The organism is Streptomyces sp. NPDC041814 (assembly GCF_055590565.1).
On the sequence record NZ_JBVJAM010000007.1, the window covers coordinates 361370 to 383348 of the forward strand.

Annotated in this window: 21 protein-coding genes; 15 read left to right on the forward strand and 6 right to left on the reverse strand. The window is 72.0% G+C overall.

Features of this window, described 5'->3' with window-relative positions; genetic code table 11:
• Window positions 1-3 precede the first annotated feature (3 nt).
• Window positions 4-1146 (reverse strand): NADH-quinone oxidoreductase subunit D, encoded by a 1143-nt coding sequence (locus ACZ6C6_RS20310; protein ID WP_469204634.1) that lies wholly within the window; start codon window positions 1144-1146, stop codon window positions 4-6.
• 73 nt (window positions 1147-1219) lie between these two features.
• Window positions 1220-2206 (reverse strand): SAM-dependent methyltransferase, encoded by a 987-nt coding sequence (locus tag ACZ6C6_RS20315; protein WP_469204638.1) that lies wholly within the window; start codon window positions 2204-2206, stop codon window positions 1220-1222.
• Window positions 2207-2300: 94 nt separating this feature from the next.
• Between ACZ6C6_RS20315 and ACZ6C6_RS20320 the strand changes: the two genes are divergently transcribed.
• Both ACZ6C6_RS20320 and ACZ6C6_RS20325 read left to right on the forward strand, forming a co-directional pair.
• A complete protein-coding gene (locus ACZ6C6_RS20320; protein WP_469204640.1) occupies window positions 2301-3518 on the forward strand; it encodes a sensor histidine kinase in 1218 nt (405 codons plus the stop codon).
• 25 nt (window positions 3519-3543) lie between these two features.
• Window positions 3544-4218 carry a response regulator gene (locus ACZ6C6_RS20325; protein WP_469204643.1) on the forward strand — a complete coding sequence of 225 codons (675 nt, stop codon included), beginning with the start codon at window positions 3544-3546 and terminating at the stop codon, window positions 4216-4218.
• Here ACZ6C6_RS20325 and ACZ6C6_RS20330 read toward each other — a convergent pair.
• The gene (locus ACZ6C6_RS20330) at window positions 4215-5333 is read right to left on the reverse strand and encodes a DUF5937 family protein (RefSeq protein WP_469204645.1); all 1119 of its coding nucleotides are present in this window, start codon (window positions 5331-5333) and stop codon (window positions 4215-4217) included. The genes ACZ6C6_RS20325 and ACZ6C6_RS20330 overlap by 4 nt on opposite strands.
• 99 nt (window positions 5334-5432) lie before the next feature.
• The gene (locus tag ACZ6C6_RS20335) at window positions 5433-6623 is read right to left on the reverse strand and encodes a threonine aldolase family protein (RefSeq protein ID WP_469204647.1); all 1191 of its coding nucleotides are present in this window, start codon (window positions 6621-6623) and stop codon (window positions 5433-5435) included.
• A 167-nt stretch (window positions 6624-6790) separates the two neighbouring features.
• Between ACZ6C6_RS20335 and ACZ6C6_RS20340 the strand changes: the two genes are divergently transcribed.
• From ACZ6C6_RS20340 to ACZ6C6_RS20385, 10 genes are all read left to right on the forward strand, one after another.
• On the forward strand, window positions 6791-7774 hold the full coding sequence (locus ACZ6C6_RS20340; RefSeq protein ID WP_469204650.1) for a Rossmann-like and DUF2520 domain-containing protein: 984 nt from the start codon (window positions 6791-6793) through the stop codon (window positions 7772-7774).
• On the forward strand, window positions 7771-8784 hold the full coding sequence (panC, locus tag ACZ6C6_RS20345) for a pantoate--beta-alanine ligase (protein ID WP_469204653.1): 1014 nt from the start codon (window positions 7771-7773) through the stop codon (window positions 8782-8784). Before ACZ6C6_RS20340 ends, panC begins: the two co-directional genes overlap by 4 nt.
• Entirely contained in the window at window positions 8781-10502 is a 1722-nt protein-coding gene (locus ACZ6C6_RS20350; protein ID WP_469204655.1) for an L-aspartate oxidase, read from the forward strand. Before panC ends, ACZ6C6_RS20350 begins: the two co-directional genes overlap by 4 nt.
• A 2-nt stretch (window positions 10503-10504) precedes the next feature.
• Window positions 10505-11536, forward strand: a complete 1032-nt coding sequence (nadC, locus tag ACZ6C6_RS20355) for a carboxylating nicotinate-nucleotide diphosphorylase (protein WP_469204658.1) — start codon at window positions 10505-10507, stop codon at window positions 11534-11536.
• The gene (locus tag ACZ6C6_RS20360) at window positions 11536-12333 is read left to right on the forward strand and encodes a type III pantothenate kinase (protein ID WP_018102267.1); all 798 of its coding nucleotides are present in this window, start codon (window positions 11536-11538) and stop codon (window positions 12331-12333) included. Before nadC ends, ACZ6C6_RS20360 begins: the two co-directional genes overlap by 1 nt.
• A gap of 298 nt (window positions 12334-12631) precedes the next feature.
• The gene (locus ACZ6C6_RS20365; RefSeq protein WP_469204701.1) at window positions 12632-13192 is read left to right on the forward strand and encodes a hypothetical protein; all 561 of its coding nucleotides are present in this window, start codon (window positions 12632-12634) and stop codon (window positions 13190-13192) included.
• 43 nt (window positions 13193-13235) lie between these two features.
• On the forward strand, window positions 13236-13415 hold the full coding sequence (locus ACZ6C6_RS20370) for a hypothetical protein (RefSeq protein ID WP_018102269.1): 180 nt from the start codon (window positions 13236-13238) through the stop codon (window positions 13413-13415).
• Between the two features lie 121 nt (window positions 13416-13536).
• Window positions 13537-13989 (forward strand): BlaI/MecI/CopY family transcriptional regulator, encoded by a 453-nt coding sequence (locus ACZ6C6_RS20375; protein WP_469204661.1) that lies wholly within the window; start codon window positions 13537-13539, stop codon window positions 13987-13989.
• Between the two features lie 9 nt (window positions 13990-13998).
• Window positions 13999-14556 carry an amino-acid N-acetyltransferase gene (locus ACZ6C6_RS20380; protein WP_469204663.1) on the forward strand — a complete coding sequence of 186 codons (558 nt, stop codon included), beginning with the start codon at window positions 13999-14001 and terminating at the stop codon, window positions 14554-14556.
• Window positions 14557-14712: 156 nt separating this feature from the next.
• Window positions 14713-15048, forward strand: coding sequence for a histone-like nucleoid-structuring protein Lsr2 (locus tag ACZ6C6_RS20385; protein WP_018102272.1), 336 nt, complete (start codon window positions 14713-14715; stop codon window positions 15046-15048).
• Here ACZ6C6_RS20385 and ACZ6C6_RS20390 read toward each other — a convergent pair.
• Entirely contained in the window at window positions 15027-15647 is a 621-nt protein-coding gene (locus ACZ6C6_RS20390; RefSeq protein ID WP_469204666.1) for an SCO3374 family protein, read from the reverse strand. The genes ACZ6C6_RS20385 and ACZ6C6_RS20390 overlap by 22 nt on opposite strands.
• A 441-nt stretch (window positions 15648-16088) precedes the next feature.
• Between ACZ6C6_RS20390 and ACZ6C6_RS20395 the strand changes: the two genes are divergently transcribed.
• The 3 genes from ACZ6C6_RS20395 to ACZ6C6_RS20405 all read left to right on the forward strand — a co-directional run bounded on the left by ACZ6C6_RS20395 (window position 16089) and on the right by ACZ6C6_RS20405 (window position 21239).
• A complete protein-coding gene (locus ACZ6C6_RS20395; RefSeq protein WP_018102274.1) occupies window positions 16089-18614 on the forward strand; it encodes an ATP-dependent Clp protease ATP-binding subunit in 2526 nt (841 codons plus the stop codon).
• A 288-nt stretch (window positions 18615-18902) separates the two neighbouring features.
• Window positions 18903-20096, forward strand: a complete 1194-nt coding sequence (locus tag ACZ6C6_RS20400; protein WP_469204702.1) for a PQQ-binding-like beta-propeller repeat protein — start codon at window positions 18903-18905, stop codon at window positions 20094-20096.
• 417 nt (window positions 20097-20513) lie between these two features.
• Entirely contained in the window at window positions 20514-21239 is a 726-nt protein-coding gene (locus tag ACZ6C6_RS20405; RefSeq protein WP_469204668.1) for a M23 family metallopeptidase, read from the forward strand.
• 46 nt (window positions 21240-21285) lie between these two features.
• On the opposite strand, the gene ACZ6C6_RS20410 is transcribed toward ACZ6C6_RS20405, so the two are convergent.
• Window positions 21286-21870: a TetR/AcrR family transcriptional regulator gene (locus ACZ6C6_RS20410; protein WP_469204670.1), complete on the reverse strand. Its 585-nt coding sequence runs from the start codon at window positions 21868-21870 to the stop codon at window positions 21286-21288.
• Window positions 21871-21979: the final 109 nt, after the last annotated feature.

Below are 21979 nucleotides of genomic sequence, written 5' to 3' on the forward strand. Positions count from 1 at the left end.
CGCCTACTTGTCGATGTCGCCGACGACGAAGAACAGCGAGCCCAGGATCGCGACCATGTCGGCGACCAGCGTGCCCGGCAGCAGTTCGGTGAGCGCCTGGATGTTGTTGAACGACGCCGAGCGCAGCTTCAGCCGGTACGGGGTCTTCTCGCCCTTGGACACCAGGTAGTAGCCGTTGACGCCGAGCGGATTCTCGGTCCAGGCGTACGTGTGGCCCTCGGGGGCCTTGAGGACCTTCGGCAGCCGCTGGTTGACGGGCCCCGGCACGAGGTCCGCCATCCGGTCCAGGCAGGCGTCGGCGAGGTCCAGGGAGTTGTGCGTCTGCTCCAGCAGGCACTCGAACCGGGCCAGGCAGTCGCCCTCGGTCCGGGTGACGACCTTCAGCGTCTCCGCCAGCTCCCCGTACGCGAGATACGGCTCGTCGCGCCGCAGGTCGAAGTCGACTCCCGAGGCGCGGGCGATCGGCCCGGACACCCCGTACGCGTGCACCGCGTCGGCCGACAGCACGCCGACGCCCCGGGTGCGTCCGCGGAAGATCTCGTTGCCGAGGACCAGTTCGTCGTACACGTCCATCCGGGAGCGGACCGAGGCGACGGCGTCCCGGACGCGGCCGAGCCAGCCCGCGGGCAGGTCCTCCTTGAGGCCGCCGACCCGGTTGAACATGTAATGCATACGGCCGCCGGAGATCTCCTCCATGACCGCCTGAAGCTCCTCACGCTCCCGGAACGCGTGGAACACCGGCGTGATCCCGCCGAGTTCCAGTGGGTACGAGCCGAGGAACATCAGGTGGTTGAGGACCCGGTTCAGCTCGGCGAGCAGGGTGCGGGTCCAGACCGCGCGCTCGGGGACCTCCATGCCGAGCATCCGCTCGACGGCCATCACGACGCCCAGCTCGTTCGAGAAGGCGGAGAGCCAGTCGTGGCGGTTGGCCAGCATGATGATCTGGCGGTAGTCGCGGGCCTCGAACAGCTTCTCCGCACCGCGGTGCATGTAGCCGACGACCGGTTCGGCCTGCTGGACGCGCTCGCCGTCCAGCACGATGCGGAGGCGGAGCACGCCGTGGGTGGAGGGGTGCTGGGGGCCGATGTTGAGCACCATGTCGGTGCTTTCGGCTGCGCCGCCGATGCCGATGGTCGTCTCCGTCATGGGGCCAGTATTCCTTGCGCGCCGCTGCTGCGGGGCGCTGCCCCGGACCCCGCTCCTCAATCGCCGGAGGGGCTCAGAACCGGCCGCCGGAGGGGCTCACCGCGTGTTCCAGCCAGCCGAAGTCGCCCAGGCCGCCCCGGGCCGTCAGTTCCGCCGCCTCGCCTGCCGTCGAGAGGGCGCGGAGGTACGCGGTCGGGTCGGTCGACGCCAGGGCCAGGGGCGGGCGTCCGCCCGTGATGCCGAGGGCTGCCAGGGCCTCGCGCTGGGTACGCAGGCGCCCGCCCGGGACCGCCGCCGCGCACGCGTCCAGCGCCACGTGGGCCGTCAGGTCGCGGCTCCCGTCCGGCACGGGCCGGACCTCGCGGCCCGCGCGGAAGCCGGTGAGGGTGCCGAAGGGCGGGCGTTCCCCGCGTACGTGCGCGTAGTCCACCGCCACCGCGAGCCCGGCGGACAGCGTGGAGACCGCCGCCGCCCATGCCTCGTCGCGCGGGCGGCCGATCTCCGCCCGGCTGCCCGGGCCCGCCGACGGCCACCAGCGGCGCAGCCATTCCGCGTCCGCCCCGGTCACCGGAGCGCCCAGCCGCTCCGCGCCGTCGGCGGTGCGGACCTCGACGTACCGTTCGACGCCCTCGGCGTCCGTCTCCGCGACGGGGAGCGGCACGTTGTCCAGCCACTCGTTGGCGAAGAGCAGCCCGCGCGTCCCGGCCGGCGGCCGCGCGCACCATTCCACCCGGGGGTCCAGCCCCTCGGGGCGGTCGGCGAGCTCCACCGCGTACGCCCGCACCGCGAGGTCCGCCCCGCCCTCGGCGGGCAGCGCGGCGAGGACGCCGGTGACGAGTTCCCCGCGCCCGGCGCCCATGTCGACCAGGTCCACCCGCGCGGTGCCGAGGTCTGCCGCCGTACGGACCAGGAGCCGGGCGACGGCGGCGGCGAAAAGGGGAGAGGCGTGCACAGAGGTACGGAAGTGTCCCGCGGGGCCTTCGGGGCGCCGGTAGAAGCCCTCGTCGCCGTAGAGAGCGGTCTCCGCCGCCTCCTGCCACCCGCGCCACTCATCCGTCACGGGCCCAGTCTCCACCTTGGGGAGTATGGTCCGGGGACCCGGATCGGCCCTTCGGCTGACCCGGCAGCCCTCGGCCTTCTTTACGCTGGGTTACGTGCAGCGCCTCTACGATTTCATCCGCAGACACCCGACGGGCGTCGACAGCTTCTGGGCTGTCTTCCTCCTCGGGCTCTCCGGCATGACCATCGTGGTGGGCGACGTCGGGCACGGCGGGCGTCTCGAACGGGTCGCGGTCGTGCCGGTCGTCCTCGGCCTCTGCCTCGTCGTCGCGCTGCGCCGCCGCGCGCCGGAGAAGATGCTGCTGCTCGCCATCGCGATGGGCGTCGTCCAGCTGATCTGCGGCGTCCGGCCGACCGTCGCGAACTTCGCGATGCTCGTCATCACCTTCACCGTGGCGACCGTCGGTGAGCGCTGGGCCTCCCGGCTCGCCCTGGCGTGCAGCCTGACCGCGGCCACGATGTCCCAGCTCCGCTGGCCGACCGAAGCGGGCACGCCGCGCAACTGGGCGCAGACGCTGTTCGTCGTCGCCGTGCTGACGGTGCCCTTCGTGCTGGCCTGGGTGCTCGGCGACTCGATGCGGACCCGGCGGGCCTACTTCGACCAGCTGGAGGAGCGGGCGGCCCGTCTGGAGCGGGAGCGCGAGGCCCAGTCGAAGGTCGCGGTGGCCGCCGAGCGGGCCCGGATCGCCCGCGAACTGCACGACGTCGTCGCGCACAACGTCTCCGTGATGGTGGTGCAGGCCGACGGCGCCGCCTACGTCATGGACGCGGCGCCCGACCAGGCCCGGCAGGCGCTGGAGACCATCTCCAGCACCGGCCGCCAGGCGCTCGCGGAGATGCGGCGGCTGCTCGGGGTGCTGCGGACGGGCGATGCGCAGGAGAGCGGGGAGTACGTCCCGCAGCCCGACGTCGAGCAGATCGAGGAGCTGGTCGAACAGGTCCGCAAGGCCGGTCTGGCGGTGGACTTCAAGGTCGAGGGGACCGCCCGCCCGCTGCCCAGCGGCGTCGAGCTGACCGCGTACCGCATCGTGCAGGAGGCCCTGACCAACACCCGCAAGCACGGCGGCCCGCACGCCGGGGCCAGTGTGCGACTGGTCTACTTCGACGACGGGCTCGGCCTGCTGGTCGAGGACGACGGGCGCGGTGCCGCGCACGAGCTGTACGAGGACGGGGGCGCCGACGGCGCCGGCCACGGCATGATCGGCATGCGGGAACGGGTCGGCATGGTCGGCGGCACACTGGACGCCGGGCCGCGCCCGGGCGGAGGATTCCGGATCAGCGCGCTGCTGCCGCTCAAGGCCGCCGACCGCTGAACGAACGAGGAGAGAACAGGCCCCCATGGCGATCCGCGTGATGCTCGTCGACGACCAGGTGCTGCTGCGCACCGGCTTCCGGATGGTGCTTGCCGCCCAGCCCGACATGGAGGTGGTCGCCGAGGCCGGGGACGGCGCGGAGGCAATCGACATCCTGCGCGCCACCGCCGTGGACGTGGTGCTGATGGACGTCCGCATGCCGAAGCTGGACGGCGTCGAGGCCACCCGCCGCATCTGCGCGCAGCCCGACCCGCCGAAGGTGCTCATCCTGACCACGTTCGACCTGGACGAGTACGCGTTCTCCGGGCTGAAGGCGGGGGCCAGCGGCTTCATGCTGAAGGACGTCCCGCCGGGCGAACTGCTCGCCGCGATCCGTTCCGTGCACAGCGGGGACGCGGTCGTCGCCCCGTCCACCACCCGCCGGCTGCTCGACCGGTTCTCGCCGATGCTGCCCAGCGGCACCGCGGAGCCGCAGCACAAGGACATCGCCAAGCTCACCGAACGCGAGCGCGAGGTGATGCTGCTCGTCGCCCAGGGCCTGTCGAACGGTGAGATCGCGGGGCGCCTGGTGCTCTCCGAGGCGACCGTGAAGACGCACGTCGGCCGCATCCTGACCAAGCTGTCCCTGCGCGACCGGGTGCAGGTCGTGGTCCTCGCGTACGAGACGGGGCTGGTCCGCGCCGGCGGTGGGGCTTCCTAGCGGAGGATCCCCTCCAGGAAGTCGCTGCCGAGCCGGGCCACCACGGTCAGGTCCAGCTGGTGCAGGACGTACCGGCCCCGCCGCCGGGTCGTGACCAGCCCGGCCTTCTTCAGCACCGCCAGATGGCGGGAGACCTCGGGCGCGGTGATTCCGTTCGTGTCGGCGAGTTCACCGGTGGTGTACGGGGAACGCGCGATGTTCCGGCACAACCGCATCCGCATCGGGTGCGCCAGCGCCTCCAGCCGCAGCTGGAGCAGCTCCACCGAGGCGGGCGCGGGCAGCTCCGGCCGGTGCACCGGGTAGTGGATCACCGGGCGCCAGCCCGGGGCGTGCAGCACCATCAGGTGCGGCCAGCCGAAGCTGGTCGGGATCAGCGTGAGCCCGGGGCCGACGGCGGGGTCCGTCGCGTCGGTCGCCCCCTCGGTCAGCTTGTCGACGCTGATCCGGCCGCCGTCCGCGTCGAGCGAGAGCGCGGGCGAGACCGCCCGTATCGCCTCGGCGACCCCCTTGCGCCGCAGCAGGTCCGTCTTGTGCCGGGCGTCCGCCACCAGTTGGACGCGCGTCCGCTCCCAGGTGTCCGCGAAGAACGCCTGGTCGCAGTCCTCGAACAGGCGGCGCAGCCAGCGGCGTACGGGAGCGGGGTCGGCCAGCAGCCGCTTGGTGAACTCGACCTGGCGCGGGCCTCGCGCCGCCGCCATGTCCAGCGCCCGGGCGCGCGCCTCCGCGTCGCGCAGCGGGGAGGCCGCGCCGGTCCCGTAGAACGTGGCGCAGGTGAACTCCAGGGCGGCCGAGACGAACCGGTCGTCGTCGAGGCGGTCCAGGATGTCCAGGTCGGCGGCCAGGCTGTGGCCCGTCGCGCCGTCGCCGCCGACGACCCCCGCGAACGGCATGAAGATGTCCGAGAAGGTGTTCCGCCAGAGGAACTCCGCCTCGTGCAGCCGGTCGGCGAGATCGGGCTCCAGGGCCGTGGCGGTGGCCGTCGCCCAGCCGTGCAGGCCCGGGTGGTGCCCCGGCTCGGCGAGGGCGTGCAGGGCGACGCCCAGCTCCACGAGCGGGGAGGTCCGGAAGACGATGCGGTCGGGGTCGAGCCCCGCGATGCCGATGGTGACGCTCACCGGTCCATGGTGCCGGGTCGGTGTGACAGCCGGGACGCGGATTGACGGCGGGCGTCAATCCGCGTGCATGACCGGAGCCGTCCGGGGGACGGGCCCGCCTCAGCCCTTCCCGTCCACCCGCTCCAGAAACGCGGCCACCGCGTCCCGTACGTCCTCGGCGCTCCACTCCAGCCCGGCCGCCGTCACCGTCACCTCGGTGAACGCGACCCCCGGCGCTCCGGCGTCCGGCGTGAACCAGCGGCGGAAGAGCACCGTGCCCGTCTCCTCGGCCTGCCGCACCCCCGCCTCTGTCAGCGCGTCGGCGTCGTACGGCAGCCACACCTGGAACTGATGCGTGTGCGGCACCTCCGGATGCACCCGGAACCAGCCCGCGCCGGCCGCGTCGAAGCCCTCGGCCAGCGCCCCGGCGACCACCTTCGCGTGCGCCACGTACGACGGCAGCCCCGGCAGCTCCCGGTCGAGCCCCGCCAGGGCCGCGACCGCCGCCGGGAACTGCTGGAAGAGCTGCCCGCCGTACCGGTGCCGCCAGAGGCGGGCCTCCTCGACCAGCGAGGCGGAACCGGCGAGCACGGCCCCGGAGATCCCGCCCAGGGACTTGTAGAACGACACGTACACGCTGTCCGCGAGCGCGGCGATCTCCGGCAGCCCGCGCCCGAAGTGCGTCGCGCACTCCCACAGCCGGGCCCCGTCGAAGTGGACGACGGCGTCCCGTTCCCGGGCGGCGGCCACCACGGCCTCCAGCTCCTCCCAGGCGGGCAGCACGAAACCGGCGTCCCGCAGCGGCAGCTCCAGCATCAGCGTGCCGAACGGCTCCGGGACGTCGCGGACCTCATCGGCGGTCGGCAGCCTCGGCTCGGTCGTCGGGTGGACCGTGCGCAGTCCGCTCACCGCCCCCAGGGCGCCGCTCTCGTGCACCTCCGGGTGGGCGAGCGGGTGCAGGGCGACGACGGGGTTGCCGGTGCGGGCGGCCCAGCAGCGCAGCGCGACCTGCTGGGCCATCGTCCCGGTCGGGAAGAACACGGCGGCCTCCGTGCCCAGCAGCCCGGCCACCCGCTGTTCCAGCTCGGCGACGACCCCGTCCCCGTAGATGTCCGCCGGGAGCCCCGGGTCGGTGACCGTCCCGGCGTCCGCCGCCAGGGAGGCCAGCTGCTCGCCGAGCGTGCGGTCCTGCGGGACACGGGACAGCGTCCGCGCGGCCCCCCGCCACGCGGTGAGCCTGCGCAGCCGCAGCGCCTCCTCGCTCCCCGGCTCCGCCGTCGCGTCCGTCACCTGCGTGTTCATGTCTGCCATGGGACGATCATCACGCAGAACACCGGACCTGCCCACCGCGTTTCCGGGGCCCGGCCGCAGCGGTATCCACAGGCTGTGGACAAGCCGGGAGGGCGGGGCGGCCGCTGGCGTAGCATGCAAGGGAATCGTCCGGTACCCCCCGCGGACTGGAACGGAAGGCCCGCAGTGTGAACGCAACAGCTCCCAAGGACCCGCTCGACGCCAGGGACCGCCCCGCCCGGCTCACCGTCGGCGTGGTGGGGGCGGGTCGTGTCGGCCCCGCCCTGGCCGCGTCCCTCGCCCTCGCCGGGCACCGCCCGGTCGCCGTCTCCGGGGTCTCCGACGCCTCGCGGCGGCGCGCCGCCGACCTCCTCCCCGACGTACCGCTCATGACGCCCGCCGACGTCCTCGCGCGGGCCGAGCTCGTCCTGCTGACCGTCCCCGACGACGCCCTCCCCGGGCTGGTCGAGGGGCTGGCCGAGACCGGGGCGGTCCGCCCCGGACAGCTCCTCGTCCACACCTCCGGTCGGTACGGGACGAAGGTGCTGGACCCCGCGCGCCGGGCCGGCGCCCTGCCGCTCGCGCTGCACCCCGCGATGACGTTCACCGGCAGCTCCGTGGACGTCCAGCGGCTGGCCGGCTGCTCCTTCGGCGTCACCGCGCCCGACGAGCTGCGGCTCGCCGCGGAGGCGCTGGTCATCGAGATGGGCGGCGAGCCGGAATGGATCGCGGAGGAGTCCCGCCCGCTCTACCACGCGGCCCTCGCCCTCGGCGCGAACCACCTGGTCACCCTGGTCGCCCAGTCGATGGAGCTGCTGCGCACCGCCGGGGTCACCGCCCCCGACCGGATGCTCGGCCCGCTGCTCGGCGCCGCCCTCGACAACGCCCTGCGCTCCGGCGACGCGGCGCTCACCGGCCCGGTCGCGCGCGGCGACGCCGGCACGGTCACCGCGCACCTCGGCGAGCTGCGCGCCCACGCCCCGCAGACGGTCGCCGGTTACGTGGCGATGGCCCGCGCCACGGCGGACCGCGCCCTCGCCCACGGCCTGCTCAAGCCGGAGCTTGCCGAGGACCTGCTCGACGCCCTGGCAGACGGCGGCTCCGGCCCGTCGCGGCCCGGCGGCCCGGACCCTTCCGGCGACACCGGCACCGGACCGGAGGAGTCCCGATGACCACCACATCCACCACGCCGGTCCTGCTCGACACAGCCGCCGAGCTGCACGCGTACGCCCCCGAGGGGCGGCGGGCCGTCGTCATGACGATGGGCGCCCTGCACGAGGGCCACGCCTCGCTCATCCGCGCCGCCCGCGCCCACGCGGGCCCCGCCGGGCAGGTCGTCGTCACCGTCTTCGTCAACCCGCTCCAGTTCGGCGAGGCCGCCGACCTCGACCGCTACCCGCGCACCCTCGACGCCGACCTCGCGGTGGCCGGCGCGGCCGGCGCCGACGTCGTCTTCGCGCCGTCCGTGGACGAGGTCTACCCGGGCGGCGAGCCACAGGTCCGGATCTCGGCGGGCCCGATGGGCGAGCGCCTGGAGGGGGCCTCGCGCCCCGGCCACTTCGACGGCATGCTCACGGTCGTCGCCAAGCTGCTCCACCTCACCCGGCCGGACACCGCGTTCTTCGGGCAGAAGGACGCCCAGCAGCTCGCCCTGATCCGGCGCATGGTGCGCGACCTGAACTTCCCGGTGGAGATCACCGGCGTCGAGACGGTCCGGGAGCCGGACGGCCTCGCGCTGTCCAGCCGCAACCGCTTCCTCGACACGCACGAACGCCGCACCGCACTCGCCCTGTCCCGGGCCCTGTTCGCGGCCCGTGACCGGCTCGCCGCCCAGGCCGCCCTGCACGCCCGCGCGCAGGCCACCGGCGCCACCGAGGACCGGGCCGCCGGGCTCAACCGGCTCGGCGAGGCCCGCCTCGCGGCCGACGCCCAGGCGGTGGCCCGGGCCCGCCCGGACGCCGGACCCGCCGCCGTGCGCGCCGCCGCCCGCACGGTCCTGGAGGAGGCGGAGGCCGCGAACCCGCCGCTCGCCCTGGACTACGTGGCGCTCGTGGACCCGGCCGACTTCACCGAGATCCCCGACGACCGCGCGGCCGGTGAGGCGATCCTCGCCGTCGCCGCCCGGGTCGGCGCCACCCGCCTCATCGACAACATCCCCCTCACCTTCGGAGCGACCCCGTGACCGGTATACGGCTGACAGCCCCCGCACCCGGCTGGTCCATCGACGCCGACGTGGTGGTCGTCGGCTCCGGCGTCGCCGGGCTCACCACCGCCCTGCGCTGCGCCGCGGCGGGCCTCGCCACGGTCGTGGTGACCAAGGCCCGCCTGGACGCGGGCTCCACCCGCTGGGCGCAGGGCGGCATCGCCGCGGCCCTCGGCGAGGGTGACACCCCCGAACAGCACCTGGACGACACCCTGGTCGCCGGGGTCGGCCTCTGCGACGAGTCCGCGGTACGCGCCCTGGTCACCGACGGCCCGGGCGCGGTGCGCCGGCTGATGGAGACCGGCGCCCGCTTCGACACCGACGGGGACGGCTCCGTCGCCCTCACCCGCGAGGGCGGCCACCACCGCCGCCGCATCGTCCACGCGGGCGGCGACGCGACCGGCGCCGAGGTCTCCCGCGCCCTGGTGGAGGCGGTCCGCGCGGCCGCCCTGCACACCATCGAGAACGCCCTCGTGCTCGACCTGCTCACCGACGCCGAAGGCCGTACCGCCGGGGTCACCCTGCACGTCATGGGCGAGGGCCAGCACGACGGCGTCGGCGCGGTCAACGCCCCGGCCGTGGTCCTGGCCACCGGCGGCATGGGCCAGGTCTTCTCCGCCACCACCAACCCCTCGGTCTCCACCGCCGACGGCGTGGCGCTCGCGCTGCGGGCCGGTGCGGAGGTCTCGGACCTGGAGTTCGTCCAGTTCCACCCCACCGTCCTCTTCCTCGGCGCCGGCTCCGAGGGCCAGCAGCCGCTGGTCTCCGAAGCGGTACGGGGCGAGGGCGCCCACCTGGTCGACGCCTCCGGTACGCGCTTCATGCTCGGGCAGCACGAGCTGGCGGAGCTGGCCCCGCGCGACATCGTCGCCAAGGGCATCACGCGCCAGATGCAGCTCAAGGGCACCGACCACATGTACCTCGACGGCCGTCACTTCGGCGCCGAGATGTGGGAGAACCGCTTCCCGACCATCCTGGCCGCCTGCCGCTCCCACGGCATCGACCCCGTCACCGAGCCCATCCCCATCGCCCCCGCCGCGCACTACGCGTCCGGCGGCGTCCGCACCGACCTGCGCGGCCGTACGACCGTCCCCGGCCTGTACGCCTGCGGCGAGGTCGCCTGCACCGGGGTGCACGGCGCGAACCGGCTGGCGTCCAACTCGCTGCTCGAAGGACTCGTCTTCGCCGAGCGCATCGCCGCCGATATCGTCGCCGACCGCCCCCGCGCCGGCGAGTCCGTCGAGTCCGTCGGGGCCCCCGTCCCGCTTCTGGCCCCCGAGACCCGGCTCGCCGTCCAGCGCACCATGACCCGGGGCGCCGGAGTGCTGCGCTCCGCCGAGAGCCTGGCCACCGCCGCAGGGGAGCTGGAGGAGCTGCGGCCCGGCGCCCACGGGGCCGAGGCGAAGCCCGCGGTGCCCGGCGTCGAGGCGTGGGAGGCCACCAACCTGCTGCTCGTCGCCCGGGTCCTGGTCGCCGCCGCCCGCGCCCGCGAGGAGACCCGCGGCTGCCACTGGCGCGAGGACCGGCCCGAGCGCGACGACGCCGAGTGGCGCCGCCACCTCGTCGTACGGCTTGGCCCGGACGGAGGTCTCGTCCTCCGTCGGACGGATACCGAGGCGTTCGGGCCCGTGGACGCGTCCGGGGCACCAGACTTCGCAGCGACGAGCACCACCCACCCCACCCCCGAGGAGCCGTAACCGTGAGCACGCCCGAAGAGAATCCGCGCCCCACTCCCGTGGACGTACCGCTGATCCGGGTCGGCGCGCCCGCCCCCGCCGCGGGCGGCTGCGGGGACGGCTGCGGCTGCGGCGGCGACGAGGAGTACGAGGAGTGCGGGCTCGACCCCGCGCTCGCCCAGCTCCTCGCCGAATCCGGCCTGGACCCCATCCAGGTCGAGGACATCGCGCACCTCGCCATCGCCGAGGACCTGGACGGCGGGGTGGACGTCACGACCGTCGCCACGGTCGCCGAGGACGCCATGGCCACCGGTGATTTCACCGCCCGCGAGGCCGGGGTGGTGGCCGGGCTGCGCGTGGCGGAGGCGGTCCTGTCGATCGTCTGCACCTCCGAGTTCGAGGTCGAGCGGCACGTCGAGGACGGCGACCGCGTCGCCCCCGGCCAGAAGCTGCTGACCGTCACCACCCGCACCCGCGACCTCCTCACCGGCGAGCGCAGCGCCCTCAACCTGCTCTGCCGGCTCTCCGGCATCGCCACCGCCACCCGCGCCTGGGCCGATGTGCTGGAGGGCACCAAGGCCGAGGTCCGGGACACCCGCAAGACGACGCCGGGGCTGCGCGCCCTGGAGAAGTACGCGGTGCGCTGCGGCGGCGGCGTCAACCACCGGTTCTCGCTGTCCGACGCCGCGCTCGTCAAGGACAACCACGTCATCGCGGCGGGCGGGGTCGCCGAGGCGTTCAAGCGGGTCAGGGAGGAGTTCCCGGAGCTGCCGATCGAGGTCGAGGTCGACACGATGGACCAGGTCGCCGAGGTCCTGGAGGCGGGCGCCGACCTGATCCTGCTGGACAACTTCACCCCGGCCGAGACCGCCGAGGCGGTCGCCCTGACCGGCGGGCGCGCCTTCCTGGAGTCCTCCGGCCGGCTCACCCTCGACTCGGCCCGCGCCTACGCGGAGGCCGGGGTCGACTACCTGGCCGTGGGCGCGCTGACCCACTCCTCGCCGATCCTCGACATCGGCCTGGACTTCCGCGACACCGACGGGGCCGGCGCCTGATGCTGCTCACCATCGACGTCGGGAACACCCACACCGTCCTCGGCCTGTTCGACGGCGAGGAGATCGTCGAACACTGGCGGATCTCCACGGACGCCCGACGCACCGCCGACGAGCTCGCCGTGCTGCTCCAGGGCCTCATGGGCATGCACCCGCTGCTCGGCATGGAGCTGGGCGACGGCATCGAGGGCATCGCGATCTGCTCCACCGTCCCGGCCGTGCTGCACGAGCTGCGCGAGGTGACCCGGCGCTACTACGGCGACGTCCCCGCCGTTCTCGTGGAGCCCGGCATCAAGACCGGGGTGCCGATCCTGATGGACAACCCGAAGGAGGTCGGCGCGGACCGCATCATCAACGCGGTCGCCGCCGTCGACCTGTACGGCGGTCCGGCGATCGTGGTCGACTTCGGCACGGCCACCACCTTCGACGCGGTCTCGGCCCGGGGCGAGTACACCGGTGGTGTCATCGCGCCCGGCATCGAGATCTCCGTCGAGGCGCTGGGCGTCAAGGGCGCCCAGCTCCGCAAGATCGAGCTGGCCCGGCCGCGCAGCGTCATCGGCAAGAACACCGTCGAGGCCATGCAGGCGGGCATCATCTACGGCTTCGCGGGCCAGGTCGACGGGGTCGTGGAGCGGATGAAGAAGGAGCTGGCGGCCGACCCGGACGACGTCACCGTCATCGCGACGGGCGGCCTCGCTCCCATGGTGCTGGGCGAGTCCTCCGTCATCGACGAGCACGAGCCCTGGCTGACCCTCATCGGGCTACGCCTGGTGTACGAGCGCAACGTGTCGCGGCTGTAGGGGGGCCTGCCGCTCAGGGCCGGGTCCGCGACGCCTGGCGCGGGACCTCGCCGCGTTGCCGAAACATCGGCACGGCTCCGCCATCGGGGTGCTCCGGCGGCTTGCGATGCACCGCACCGGACGCCGCGGCCCGACCGGCCCTCGGCGGCAGGACACTCCTGGCGCAGGGCCCTGACCGGCGGCTCCGTGGGCGGCGACGCTCCGGGGCCGCCGCGCCACCGACGACCAGTTAAGCCGATTTTGTCCCTTTAGCACGTATTGTCGCGTCATGCCCACGCCCTACGGATCACGCGGCGGTATGGCCTTCAGCGCGGACGAGCTGCGAGTGCTCCGACGCGCCCTCGCCTTCGCGCTGCACCCCGCGCCCCTGCCCGACGAGGATGTCCAGGACTGCCTGCGGCTGGCGGGCAGCGTGGACGAGGCCGTCTCCGAGGCCGGACGGCTGCGCGCCTTCCTCCTCGCCGACCTCGTCCGCTACCGCGACGCCCTCCCCGGCTCCCTCACCGGCTATCTGGAGCTGCTCCAGGACGCCCTGGCCGCCGGATACGACCCGCTCCCCGAGGACCTGGCCGCGCTGCGCGCCCTGCGCGGCGGCCCGGTCGCCGCGGCCCTCCTGGAGCGCTGCCAGATGATCGCGGAGCGCTCGGTGCGCGCCCGGCTCGCCGGACGCGCCGTGCCCGCGACCCGCAGCAGGCTGCTCGCCCTGCCCGGCGGGCGCGCCGCCGAGCCGGACAAACCGAAGGCGCCGCCCGCCCCGGCCCGCCCCGTACCGCCGTCCGAGCGGCCGGCCCCGAAGCCCTCCGAGGTCTTCCCGCCGCGCCGCCCCGCCCCGCAGCCGCCGCAGCGCCGCGCGGGGTAGGGCCTCTCCGGGGGCGGGGAGGCGGCTCGCTACTCTGGAGGGCATGGACTACGTATCCGCGCTCGTGCCCCCCGTGGTGATGGCCGCCTTCTTCATCGGCCTGGTCGTGACGATCGTCAAGAGCCAGGGCGGCCCCAACAAGGCCAAGGAGGACGCGGCCGTGGACGCGGCGATCAGCCGCGCCGAGTCGGTTCAGCAGACCCCGCGCACCGAAGGGGCCTGACCCCCCCGGGGTGCGCCAGGCGCTCCCGTATACGAAAGGGCGTACGACTCCCGAGGAGTCGTACGCCCTTTTGTTGTGTGAATAGCTACGCATTCCAGACATCTGGCACTAAGGTGACGCTGTGCCCCGTCAATTGGGAGAGCTCGAAGACGCCGTGATGACACGGGTCTGGGAATGGAACCGTCCGGTCACTGTGCGGGAAGTCCTGGAGGACCTTCAGCAGGAGCGGTCCATCGCCTACACCACCGTCATGACGGTAATGGACAATCTCCATCAGAAGGGCTGGGTCCGCCGCGAAGTGGAGGGCCGCGCATATCGATATACGGCCGTCTCCACCCGTGCCGCATACGCCGCCGCCCTGATGAACGAAGCCTGGTCGCTCAGCGACAACCCGGCGGCCGCGCTCGTCGCGTTCTTCGGGATGATGTCGGCCGAGCAGCGCGAGGCGCTGCGCGACGCGATGCGGATCGTTCTGCCCGCTCTTCCCGGTGAGGGCGCGGCCCCGGCGGGCGAAGCCGGGGATGCCGAAGCCGGTGAAGCGGCCGATGGAGCGCAGCCGGAGACCGGGCGATAGCGTCTGCGTATGTCCTCAGAGTCTCCGCAAACCGATTCCCAGACCGAACCGTCGGTTATAAACGTGGCCATCACCGTCCGGCGCGCACGGACGAGCGATGTGCCCGCCGTCCGCCGTCTCCTCGACGGCTACGTGCGGGAAGGCATCCTCCTCGACAAAGCGACGGTGACGCTTTACGAGGACATCCAGGAGTTCTGGATCGCCGAACGCGACGAGGACGCCTCGGTCGTCGGCTGCGGCGCGCTGCACGTCATGTGGGAAGACCTCGCCGAAGTCCGTACGCTCGCGGTCGACCACGGCCTCAAGGGCGCCGGAGTGGGCCACCAGGTCCTCGACAAGCTGCTGCGGACCGCCCGCTGGCTGGGCGTCCGCCGGGTTTTCTGTCTCACCTTCGAAGTCGACTTCTTCGCGAAGCACGGGTTCGTGGAGATCGGGGAGACGCCCGTCGACGGAGATGTCTACAGCGAGCTGCTGCGTTCCTATGACGAGGGAGTCGCGGAGTTCCTCGGTCTCGAACGAGTGAAGCCGAACACCTTGGGCAACAGCCGGATGCTTCTGCACCTCTGAGCGTGCGAAGAGCCGGAAGAGGGCGGCGCGCCCCTATGTCCGAATCGCGCACGTTTCCCGTCTCCTTGAGCTGCTGAACCTCTCCCGGGGGTTTGTGTTTTCCGGGGAAAAGCGGTTTCCTTTCCGCGTACTCCATTTTCGATGAAAGGAAATCCGGTGGCACAGAAGGTTCAGGTCCTTCTTGTTGACGACCTCGACGGTGGCGAGGCGGACGAGACGGTGACGTTCGCGCTGGATGGCAAGACGTACGAGATCGACCTCACCACCAGCAACGCGGACAAGCTGCGTTCCCTTCTTGAGCCCTACGCGAAGAACGGCCGGCGCACCGGTGGCCGTGCGGCGTCGGGACGTGGCAAGGGCCGCGCCGTCTCCGGTGGCAACAAGGACACCGCCGAGATCCGTAAGTGGGCCCGCGAGAACGGCCACAATGTGAATGACCGCGGCCGCGTTCCCGCCGAGATCCGCGAGGCCTACGAGAAGGCCAACGGCTGAGTCACGGGCTCTTCGTGGAACAAGCCCGCCCGGGCGCGCGCCAGTCGGGCCCGGTGGCATTCCGTCGCCACGGCGTCCACGAGCCGGACGAGGTCGGGAGCATCACCGCGCTTGCTCCCGAAGCCGGAGAAGGCCGGGAGAACCGGCGCTTCGTCCTGTTCCCGTGACGGCCTGGGGGGCCGCAGCCAGGAGGCGGCCCCCGGCTCCGCCGGACGCCCCGGCGGCGGCGGAGCGGTGATCCGCCCGCCCGCGCCCAGCCCGGTCAGGGAGAGCGCGACCCCGCCCCACTCCAGCCAGTTGAGCAGCCCCGGCAGCTCCTCCGCGCTTCCCGGCGCCACCAGCAGGCTCATCCGCAGCCCCATGAGCGCCACCGGCCCCGTCGGGCCCACCCGCCGCAGCGCCGCGTGTCCGGCCACGGCGGGGACGACGAGCACGTCGAACCGCAGCCCGGTCAGCAGCCGTACCGGCGCACCGCCCGCCGTGGCCCAGCCCAACTCCCGCTCGTACCACCGGGCCCAGCCGTCCCAAGGCTCGCCCCGGGCGTCACCGCCCTGCTCGACGGCGGGCGGGACACGGGGTGGCGGGACGGTGAGGGTCATGACGGAACAACCCCCGACCGGCCCCGCAGGTTACGTACCGCGTACGCGCGACCGCGTAGGGTGTCCGGGTTGGGGGCGTACGGGCGCATTCAGGAGTACGAAGATGTTCGCCCGTAGCGGAGGGAACCCGCGTACGCCGCATGGACTGTCTGTAATTGCGGGTAAGACATCCCTAGTGGGGAGGGGCGACACGCAAGCCATGCATGTCTCACGTTCGCCATCGGCGTACTGGCGACTGGGGTATTGGCCTGGCCTGCGGGAACATCGTCTCGCACCATCGGGTTGGAGCAGTTGTCGGCGTTCGGGGCGGGCGATCCCCCGGGAAGCAGGGCCGGGTGTCGGCAGTTGAAATGAGCGGTCCCCGCTTGCGGGACTAAGCTGCGGAAGGACAGGGAGGGGACCGACCCCTTACTGCCTGACCGCTCTGAGGAGCGATTAACGATGTTCGAGAGGTTCACCGACCGCGCGCGGCGGGTTGTCGTCCTGGCTCAGGAAGAAGCCCGGATGCTCAACCACAACTACATCGGCACCGAGCACATCCTCCTGGGCCTGATCCACGAGGGTGAGGGTGTCGCCGCTAAGGCCCTGGAGAGCCTCGGGATTTCGCTCGAGGCGGTCCGCCAGCAGGTGGAGGAGATCATCGGCCAGGGCCAGCAGGCCCCGTCCGGTCACATCCCCTTCACGCCCCGGGCCAAGAAGGTCCTGGAGCTGTCGCTCCGCGAGGCCCTCCAGCTCGGCCACAACTACATCGGCACGGAGCACATCCTGCTCGGCCTGATCCGCGAGGGCGAGGGCGTCGCCGCCCAGGTCCTCGTGAAGCTCGGCGCCGACCTGAACCGGGTGCGCCAGCAGGTCATCCAGCTGCTGTCCGGTTACTCCGGCGGCAAGGAGGCGGCCACCGCAGGCGGCCCCGCGGAGGGCACGCCCTCCACGTCGCTGGTGCTCGACCAGTTCGGCCGCAACCTCACGCAGGCCGCCCGCGAATCCAAGCTCGACCCGGTCATCGGGCGCGAGAAGGAGATCGAGCGGGTCATGCAGGTGCTCTCCCGCCGGACGAAGAACAACCCGGTGCTCATCGGCGAGCCCGGCGTCGGCAAGACGGCGGTGGTCGAGGGCCTTGCCCAGGCCATCGTCAAGGGCGAGGTGCCCGAGACCCTGAAGGACAAGCACCTCTACACCCTCGACCTCGGCGCCCTGGTCGCCGGCTCCCGCTACCGCGGTGACTTCGAGGAGCGCCTGAAGAAGGTCCTCAAGGAGATCCGCACCCGCGGCGACATCATCCTGTTCATCGACGAGCTCCACACCCTGGTGGGTGCGGGCGCCGCCGAGGGCGCGATCGACGCCGCGAGCATCCTCAAGCCCATGCTGGCGCGAGGCGAGCTGCAGACGATCGGTGCGACCACCCTGGACGAGTACCGCAAGCACCTGGAGAAGGACGCCGCGCTGGAGCGCCGCTTCCAGCCGATCCAGGTCGCGGAGCCGTCGCTGCCGCACACCATCGAGATCCTCAAGGGCCTGCGCGACCGTTACGAGGCCCACCACCGCGTGTCCATCACGGACGAGGCGCTGGTCCAGGCCGCGACGCTGGCCGACCGGTACATCTCGGACCGCTTCCTGCCGGACAAGGCGATCGACCTGATCGACGAGGCCGGATCCCGGATGCGCATCCGCCGGATGACCGCGCCGCCGGACCTCCGCGAGTTCGACGAGAAGATCGCGGGCGTGCGCCGCGACAAGGAGTCGGCCATCGACTCCCAGGACTTCGAGAAGGCGGCCTCTCTCCGCGACAAGGAGAAGCAGCTGCTGGCGGCGAAGGCCAAGCGCGAGAAGGAGTGGAAGGCCGGCGACATGGACGTCGTGGCCGAGGTCGACGGCGAGCTCATCGCCGAGGTCCTCGCCACCGCCACCGGCATCCCGGTCTTCAAGCTGACCGAGGAGGAGTCCTCCCGGCTGCTGCGCATGGAGGACGAGCTCCACAAGCGCGTCATCGGGCAGAAGGACGCCATCAAGGCGCTCTCGCAGGCGATCCGCCGTACGCGGGCCGGTCTGAAGGACCCGAAGCGCCCCGGTGGCTCGTTCATCTTCGCCGGTCCGTCCGGTGTCGGTAAGACCGAGCTGTCCAAGACGCTCGCCGAGTTCCTGTTCGGCGACGAGGACGCGCTGATCTCCCTCGACATGTCGGAGTTCAGCGAGAAGCACACGGTCTCGCGTCTCTTCGGTTCGCCCCCCGGCTACGTGGGCTACGAGGAGGGCGGCCAGCTCACCGAGAAGGTGCGCCGCAAGCCGTTCTCCGTCGTCCTCTTCGACGAGGTCGAGAAGGCCCACCCCGACATCTTCAACTCCCTGCTCCAGATCCTGGAGGACGGTCGCCTGACCGACTCCCAGGGCCGGGTCGTGGACTTCAAGAACACGGTCATCATCATGACGACCAACCTCGGGACCCGGGACATCTCCAAGGGCTTCAACCTGGGCTTCGCCGCCCAGGGCGACGTCAAGACGAACTACGAGCGGATGAAGGTCAAGGTCAACGAAGAGCTCAAGCAGCACTTCCGGCCCGAGTTCCTCAACCGTGTCGATGACACCGTCGTCTTCCACCAGCTCAGCCAGGAAGACATCATCGAGATCGTCGACCTGATGATCGCGAAGGTGGACGAGCGGCTCAAGGACCGTGACATGGGCATCGAGCTCAGCACGGAGGCCAAGAAGCTGCTCGCGAAGAAGGGCTACGACCCCGTGATGGGCGCCCGGCCGCTGCGCCGGACGATCCAGCGCGAGATCGAGGACGTCCTCTCGGAGAAGATCCTCTTCGGCGAGCTGCGCCCCGGCCACATCGTGGTCGTCGGCAGCGAGGGCGAGGGCGACGACGAGAAGTTCACCTTCCGCGGCGAGGAGAAGTCGGCGCTGCCCGACGTCCCGCCGATCGAGCAGGCGGCGGGCGGCGGCCCGAACATGACGAAGGAAGCGTGACAGGCGCCTTCTGCCTCTCCCGGCAGTAGCGTCCGAGGGGCGGCCCCGACCGGTTTCGACCGGCCGGGGCCGCCCCTTTTCGCGCCGCGGACACGGTGACAGCGGCGTCACAGGAACGTTCCGGTCGCGTTCGCTACGCGCGTGGACCAAAAACCCCTGGTTAATCTGGCCCCGCCTCGGGCGATCGGCCCGGGCGGGGCTTCTCGATTGCGAACGAGGGGCCGGGATCGCGCAGTGAAAGAGGGGGACGGGCACGCCATGGGCAGAGGCGATGTGTCGCGCAGGCGGATGATCAGGCTGGCCGGAGCCGGGGCGGGGCTGGCCCTGCTGGGCGCCGGAGCCGCGGCCTGCGGCCCGGTCGAGGAGCCGGTCGAGGGCGGCGGCTCCGGTTCGCCGAAGCCGGGGGAGTCCGGGAAGCCCGGGGGCGACGTCTCCCAGCCGGGCGGGAAGCCGAAGCCGGCCTGGCAGCACGCCACCACGTACGACGGGCTGGCCTGGATATCCGCGGTCGCCGTGGTCGACAACGTGGTGCTGGTCTCCGGTGACCCGCTGGTGGCCCGCGACCTGTCCACCGGCAAGGAGCTCTGGTCGCGCGCCGAGGTGACCACCCCGGGCGCGAGCATGCTGATCGGCGGCGGGACGCTCTACCTGGCCAGCGCCCGCTACGACGGAAACGTCATCGGGCTCGACCCCAAGACGGGCAAGGACACCTGGCGCAGCCGGCTGGGCGACAAGGAGTACTCCCAGCCCCGGGTCATCGCCGCCGACACCAACCACGTCTATGTGGTCGCCGGGATCCTGGACAAGAACTTCCGGACCCCCGACAACGTGATCGCCGCCATCGACACCTCCTCGGGCAAGGTCGTCTGGCGCGAGCAGCGCGACCACGGCACCGAGTCGAACGGCCTCACCGCGCGGGTCTCCGGCAAGCGCCTCGTCTACACGGACTTCCGCGAGAACCTCACGGTCCGCGACACCGCGACCGGCCGCCAGGTCTGGACGAAGAAGATCGGCCGCACCAGCAACCGCGGCTTCGAGGTCCACGAGGGCCTGGTCATCATCGCGACCGGCGACAGGATGCGCGCCTTCGACCTGGAGACGGGCGCCGAGCGCTGGTCCTTCGCGACGGAGAAGTACAGCCGGTTCAACGACCCGGCCGTTCTGGACGGCGTCCTCTACGTGTCGGACACCGTCCACGCCCTGTGGGCGGTCGATCCGGCGACCGGGAAGCGGCACTGGCACAACCCGGAGACGTTGGAGATCGCGGCCCCCTGGCAGTTCGCCAAGGTGGGCGGCGTTCTCTACGGCGCCACCCAGTTCGACAAGAACGGCGGCATCCACGCCTTCGACCCGGCCGACGGCAAGCTGCTCTGGACGTACAACGACGGCTCCGGCGACATCGACCGCTGGTATCTGGCCTCGGGTGGCAGGCAGCTGGTCGCGCTGCACGCCAAGAAGGTGACCGGGCTGCCCGTCGGGTAGTTCGCGGCACCGTGCCGAAGGTCCCGAAACGGACGGCCTTCGGTCCCACCGCCGGTGACAAGGCGCACAGGCCATTCGGGGCCTACTAGCCGCCTTAGGAGCAACGGGCCCGATCCGTCGGGGGCCTTTCGGCCCTGCGGCGGTCGGGCCCTCGGCGCGTGCGGGGACGTATGCCCGTCCAGAGGGCGTATGTCCGGTTAGGGCGGTTTGGAACTGGTCCTAAACCTTGTTCCGCGGAGGACTTTCGAGGGGTTCCGGAGGGGGGCGGGAAAGGGCTCGCCGGGCGAATTCCCGGGGTGCGCTCTACGGCTTTTGATCGTAGATGGGGTGTTTGAGCACCGGCCGGGGTGCGGGTTACCAAGGTATGGCCAGCCCGGCACACCGCCGGGTCCAGTCATCTCCGGAGGATTTCCGCTTATGTCGAAGCGCGTTACGTTCCAGTCCCGCCGCCCGTCCGTGTCCCGTATGCGTGGCGCCGTGGTGGCAGCCGGTCTGGGGACGTCGATGGTTCTCGGTGCGGGTGCTGCGTTCGCGGCCGGCACTGCGGACGCCCCCCAGGCCCCCGCCCTGGTCTCCTCGGCCACCGCGGACTCGGTCGCCCAGCAGGCGACCGCGCAGGGCAAGGCCGCGGCCAAGCACGAGGCCGAGAAGAAGGCCGACGCGGCGAAGAAGAAGGCAGCCGCGAAGAAGAAGGCCGCCGCCAAGAAGAAGGCCATCGCCAAGCTTCCGTGGGAGGCCCCGGTCAGCCACTACGAGCTGAGCGCCAGCTTCGGCAACGACGGCAGCCGCTGGTCCCACAAGCACTCCGGCCAGGACTTCGCCGTGCCGATCGGCACCAAGGTCGACGCCGCCCACAGCGGCACGATCGTGAAGGCCGGCCCGAACGGCGGCGGCGACGGCCCCGCGTACGGCAACGCCATCGTGATCTCGCACGGCAACGGCACGTACTCGCAGTACGCGCACCTGTCCAAGATCGACGTGCACATCGGCCAGCACGTGAAGAAGGGCGAGAAGATCGCCCTGTCCGGCAACACCGGCAACTCCAGCGGCCCGCACCTGCACTTCGAGATCCGGACCACCCCGAACTACGGTTCGGCGGTCAACCCGGTCAACTTCCTGCACAAGCACGGCATCAACGTCTGATCCGGCCCGTGCGTCCCGGCCCCCCGGCCCCCGCTTTCCAGCGGGGTCACCGGGGGGTTTCCGGTTCGTGGGCCCGGGTGACCAGCTCGACGGCGACTTCGAGAGCGGCCTTGCGCTTCTCCTCCGGGTCGCCTTCGACGTCCTTCAGCGCGAGCATCCCGGCGTGCAGGGTGAAGAGCGCGCTGAAGCACCGCACCTGGTCGGTGAGCGGCGCGCCCGGCTCCTTGATCAGGTCCACCAGGCCCAGGACCCGGTGCTTGATGGTCTCGCCGATGCTCAGGTCCCGTACGGTCGCCTGGTTCTCCTGCATGAAGCGGAAGAGCGGGGCCGCGTGTGCCAGCGCGTCGCTGTAGCGGCGGAGAAGCTCCGTCTTCGTCTCCAGGGTGCGCGGCTGCGTCTCACCCCAGGCGATCAGCTCCTCCACCGGGCGGTTCAGGTCCTCGAAGATGCTGACGAGGATGTCTTCCTTCGTCTTGAAGTGGTAGTAGAGCGCCGCCTTGGTGACGTCCAGCTTCTCGGCGATCTCCCGGAGCGAGGTCTTCTCGTAGCCCTGCTCGGCGAAGAGCTCCAGGGCGACGTCCTGGATGCGCTGGCGGGTGTTGCTCCGGCGCGGCTGCGGCGTGCTGCCCATGGTGCTCTCCCAAATTAACTTACTTGACGCCCGGCTAGTTACGGGTCTACCTTCCTCCAGTGTAAGCAACTAGCCGGGCGGCAAGTAAGGGCCCGGTGGCAGGGTTGAC

Bases quoted from the DNA above. Each gene is read 5' to 3' on its own strand.
- ACZ6C6_RS20410 (WP_469204670.1), bottom strand. From the start codon at position 21,870: ATGGGCAGCACGCCGCAGCCGCGCCGGAGCAACACCCGCCAGCGCATC.
- panC (WP_469204653.1), top strand. From the start codon at position 7,771: ATGACCACCACATCCACCACGCCGGTCCTGCTCGACACAGCCGCCGAG.
- ACZ6C6_RS20310 (WP_469204634.1), bottom strand. From the start codon at position 1,146: ATGACGGAGACGACCATCGGCATCGGCGGCGCAGCCGAAAGCACCGAC.
- ACZ6C6_RS20335 (WP_469204647.1), bottom strand. From the start codon at position 6,623: ATGGCAGACATGAACACGCAGGTGACGGACGCGACGGCGGAGCCGGGG.
- ACZ6C6_RS20360 (WP_018102267.1), top strand. From the start codon at position 11,536: ATGCTGCTCACCATCGACGTCGGGAACACCCACACCGTCCTCGGCCTG.
- ACZ6C6_RS20390 (WP_469204666.1), bottom strand. From the start codon at position 15,647: ATGACCCTCACCGTCCCGCCACCCCGTGTCCCGCCCGCCGTCGAGCAG.
- ACZ6C6_RS20325 (WP_469204643.1), top strand. From the start codon at position 3,544: ATGGCGATCCGCGTGATGCTCGTCGACGACCAGGTGCTGCTGCGCACC.
- ACZ6C6_RS20395 (WP_018102274.1), top strand. From the start codon at position 16,089: ATGTTCGAGAGGTTCACCGACCGCGCGCGGCGGGTTGTCGTCCTGGCT.
- ACZ6C6_RS20365 (WP_469204701.1), top strand. From the start codon at position 12,632: ATGGCCTTCAGCGCGGACGAGCTGCGAGTGCTCCGACGCGCCCTCGCC.
- ACZ6C6_RS20380 (WP_469204663.1), top strand. From the start codon at position 13,999: ATGTCCTCAGAGTCTCCGCAAACCGATTCCCAGACCGAACCGTCGGTT.
- ACZ6C6_RS20405 (WP_469204668.1), top strand. From the start codon at position 20,514: ATGTCGAAGCGCGTTACGTTCCAGTCCCGCCGCCCGTCCGTGTCCCGT.
- ACZ6C6_RS20400 (WP_469204702.1), top strand. From the start codon at position 18,903: ATGATCAGGCTGGCCGGAGCCGGGGCGGGGCTGGCCCTGCTGGGCGCC.
- ACZ6C6_RS20370 (WP_018102269.1), top strand. From the start codon at position 13,236: ATGGACTACGTATCCGCGCTCGTGCCCCCCGTGGTGATGGCCGCCTTC.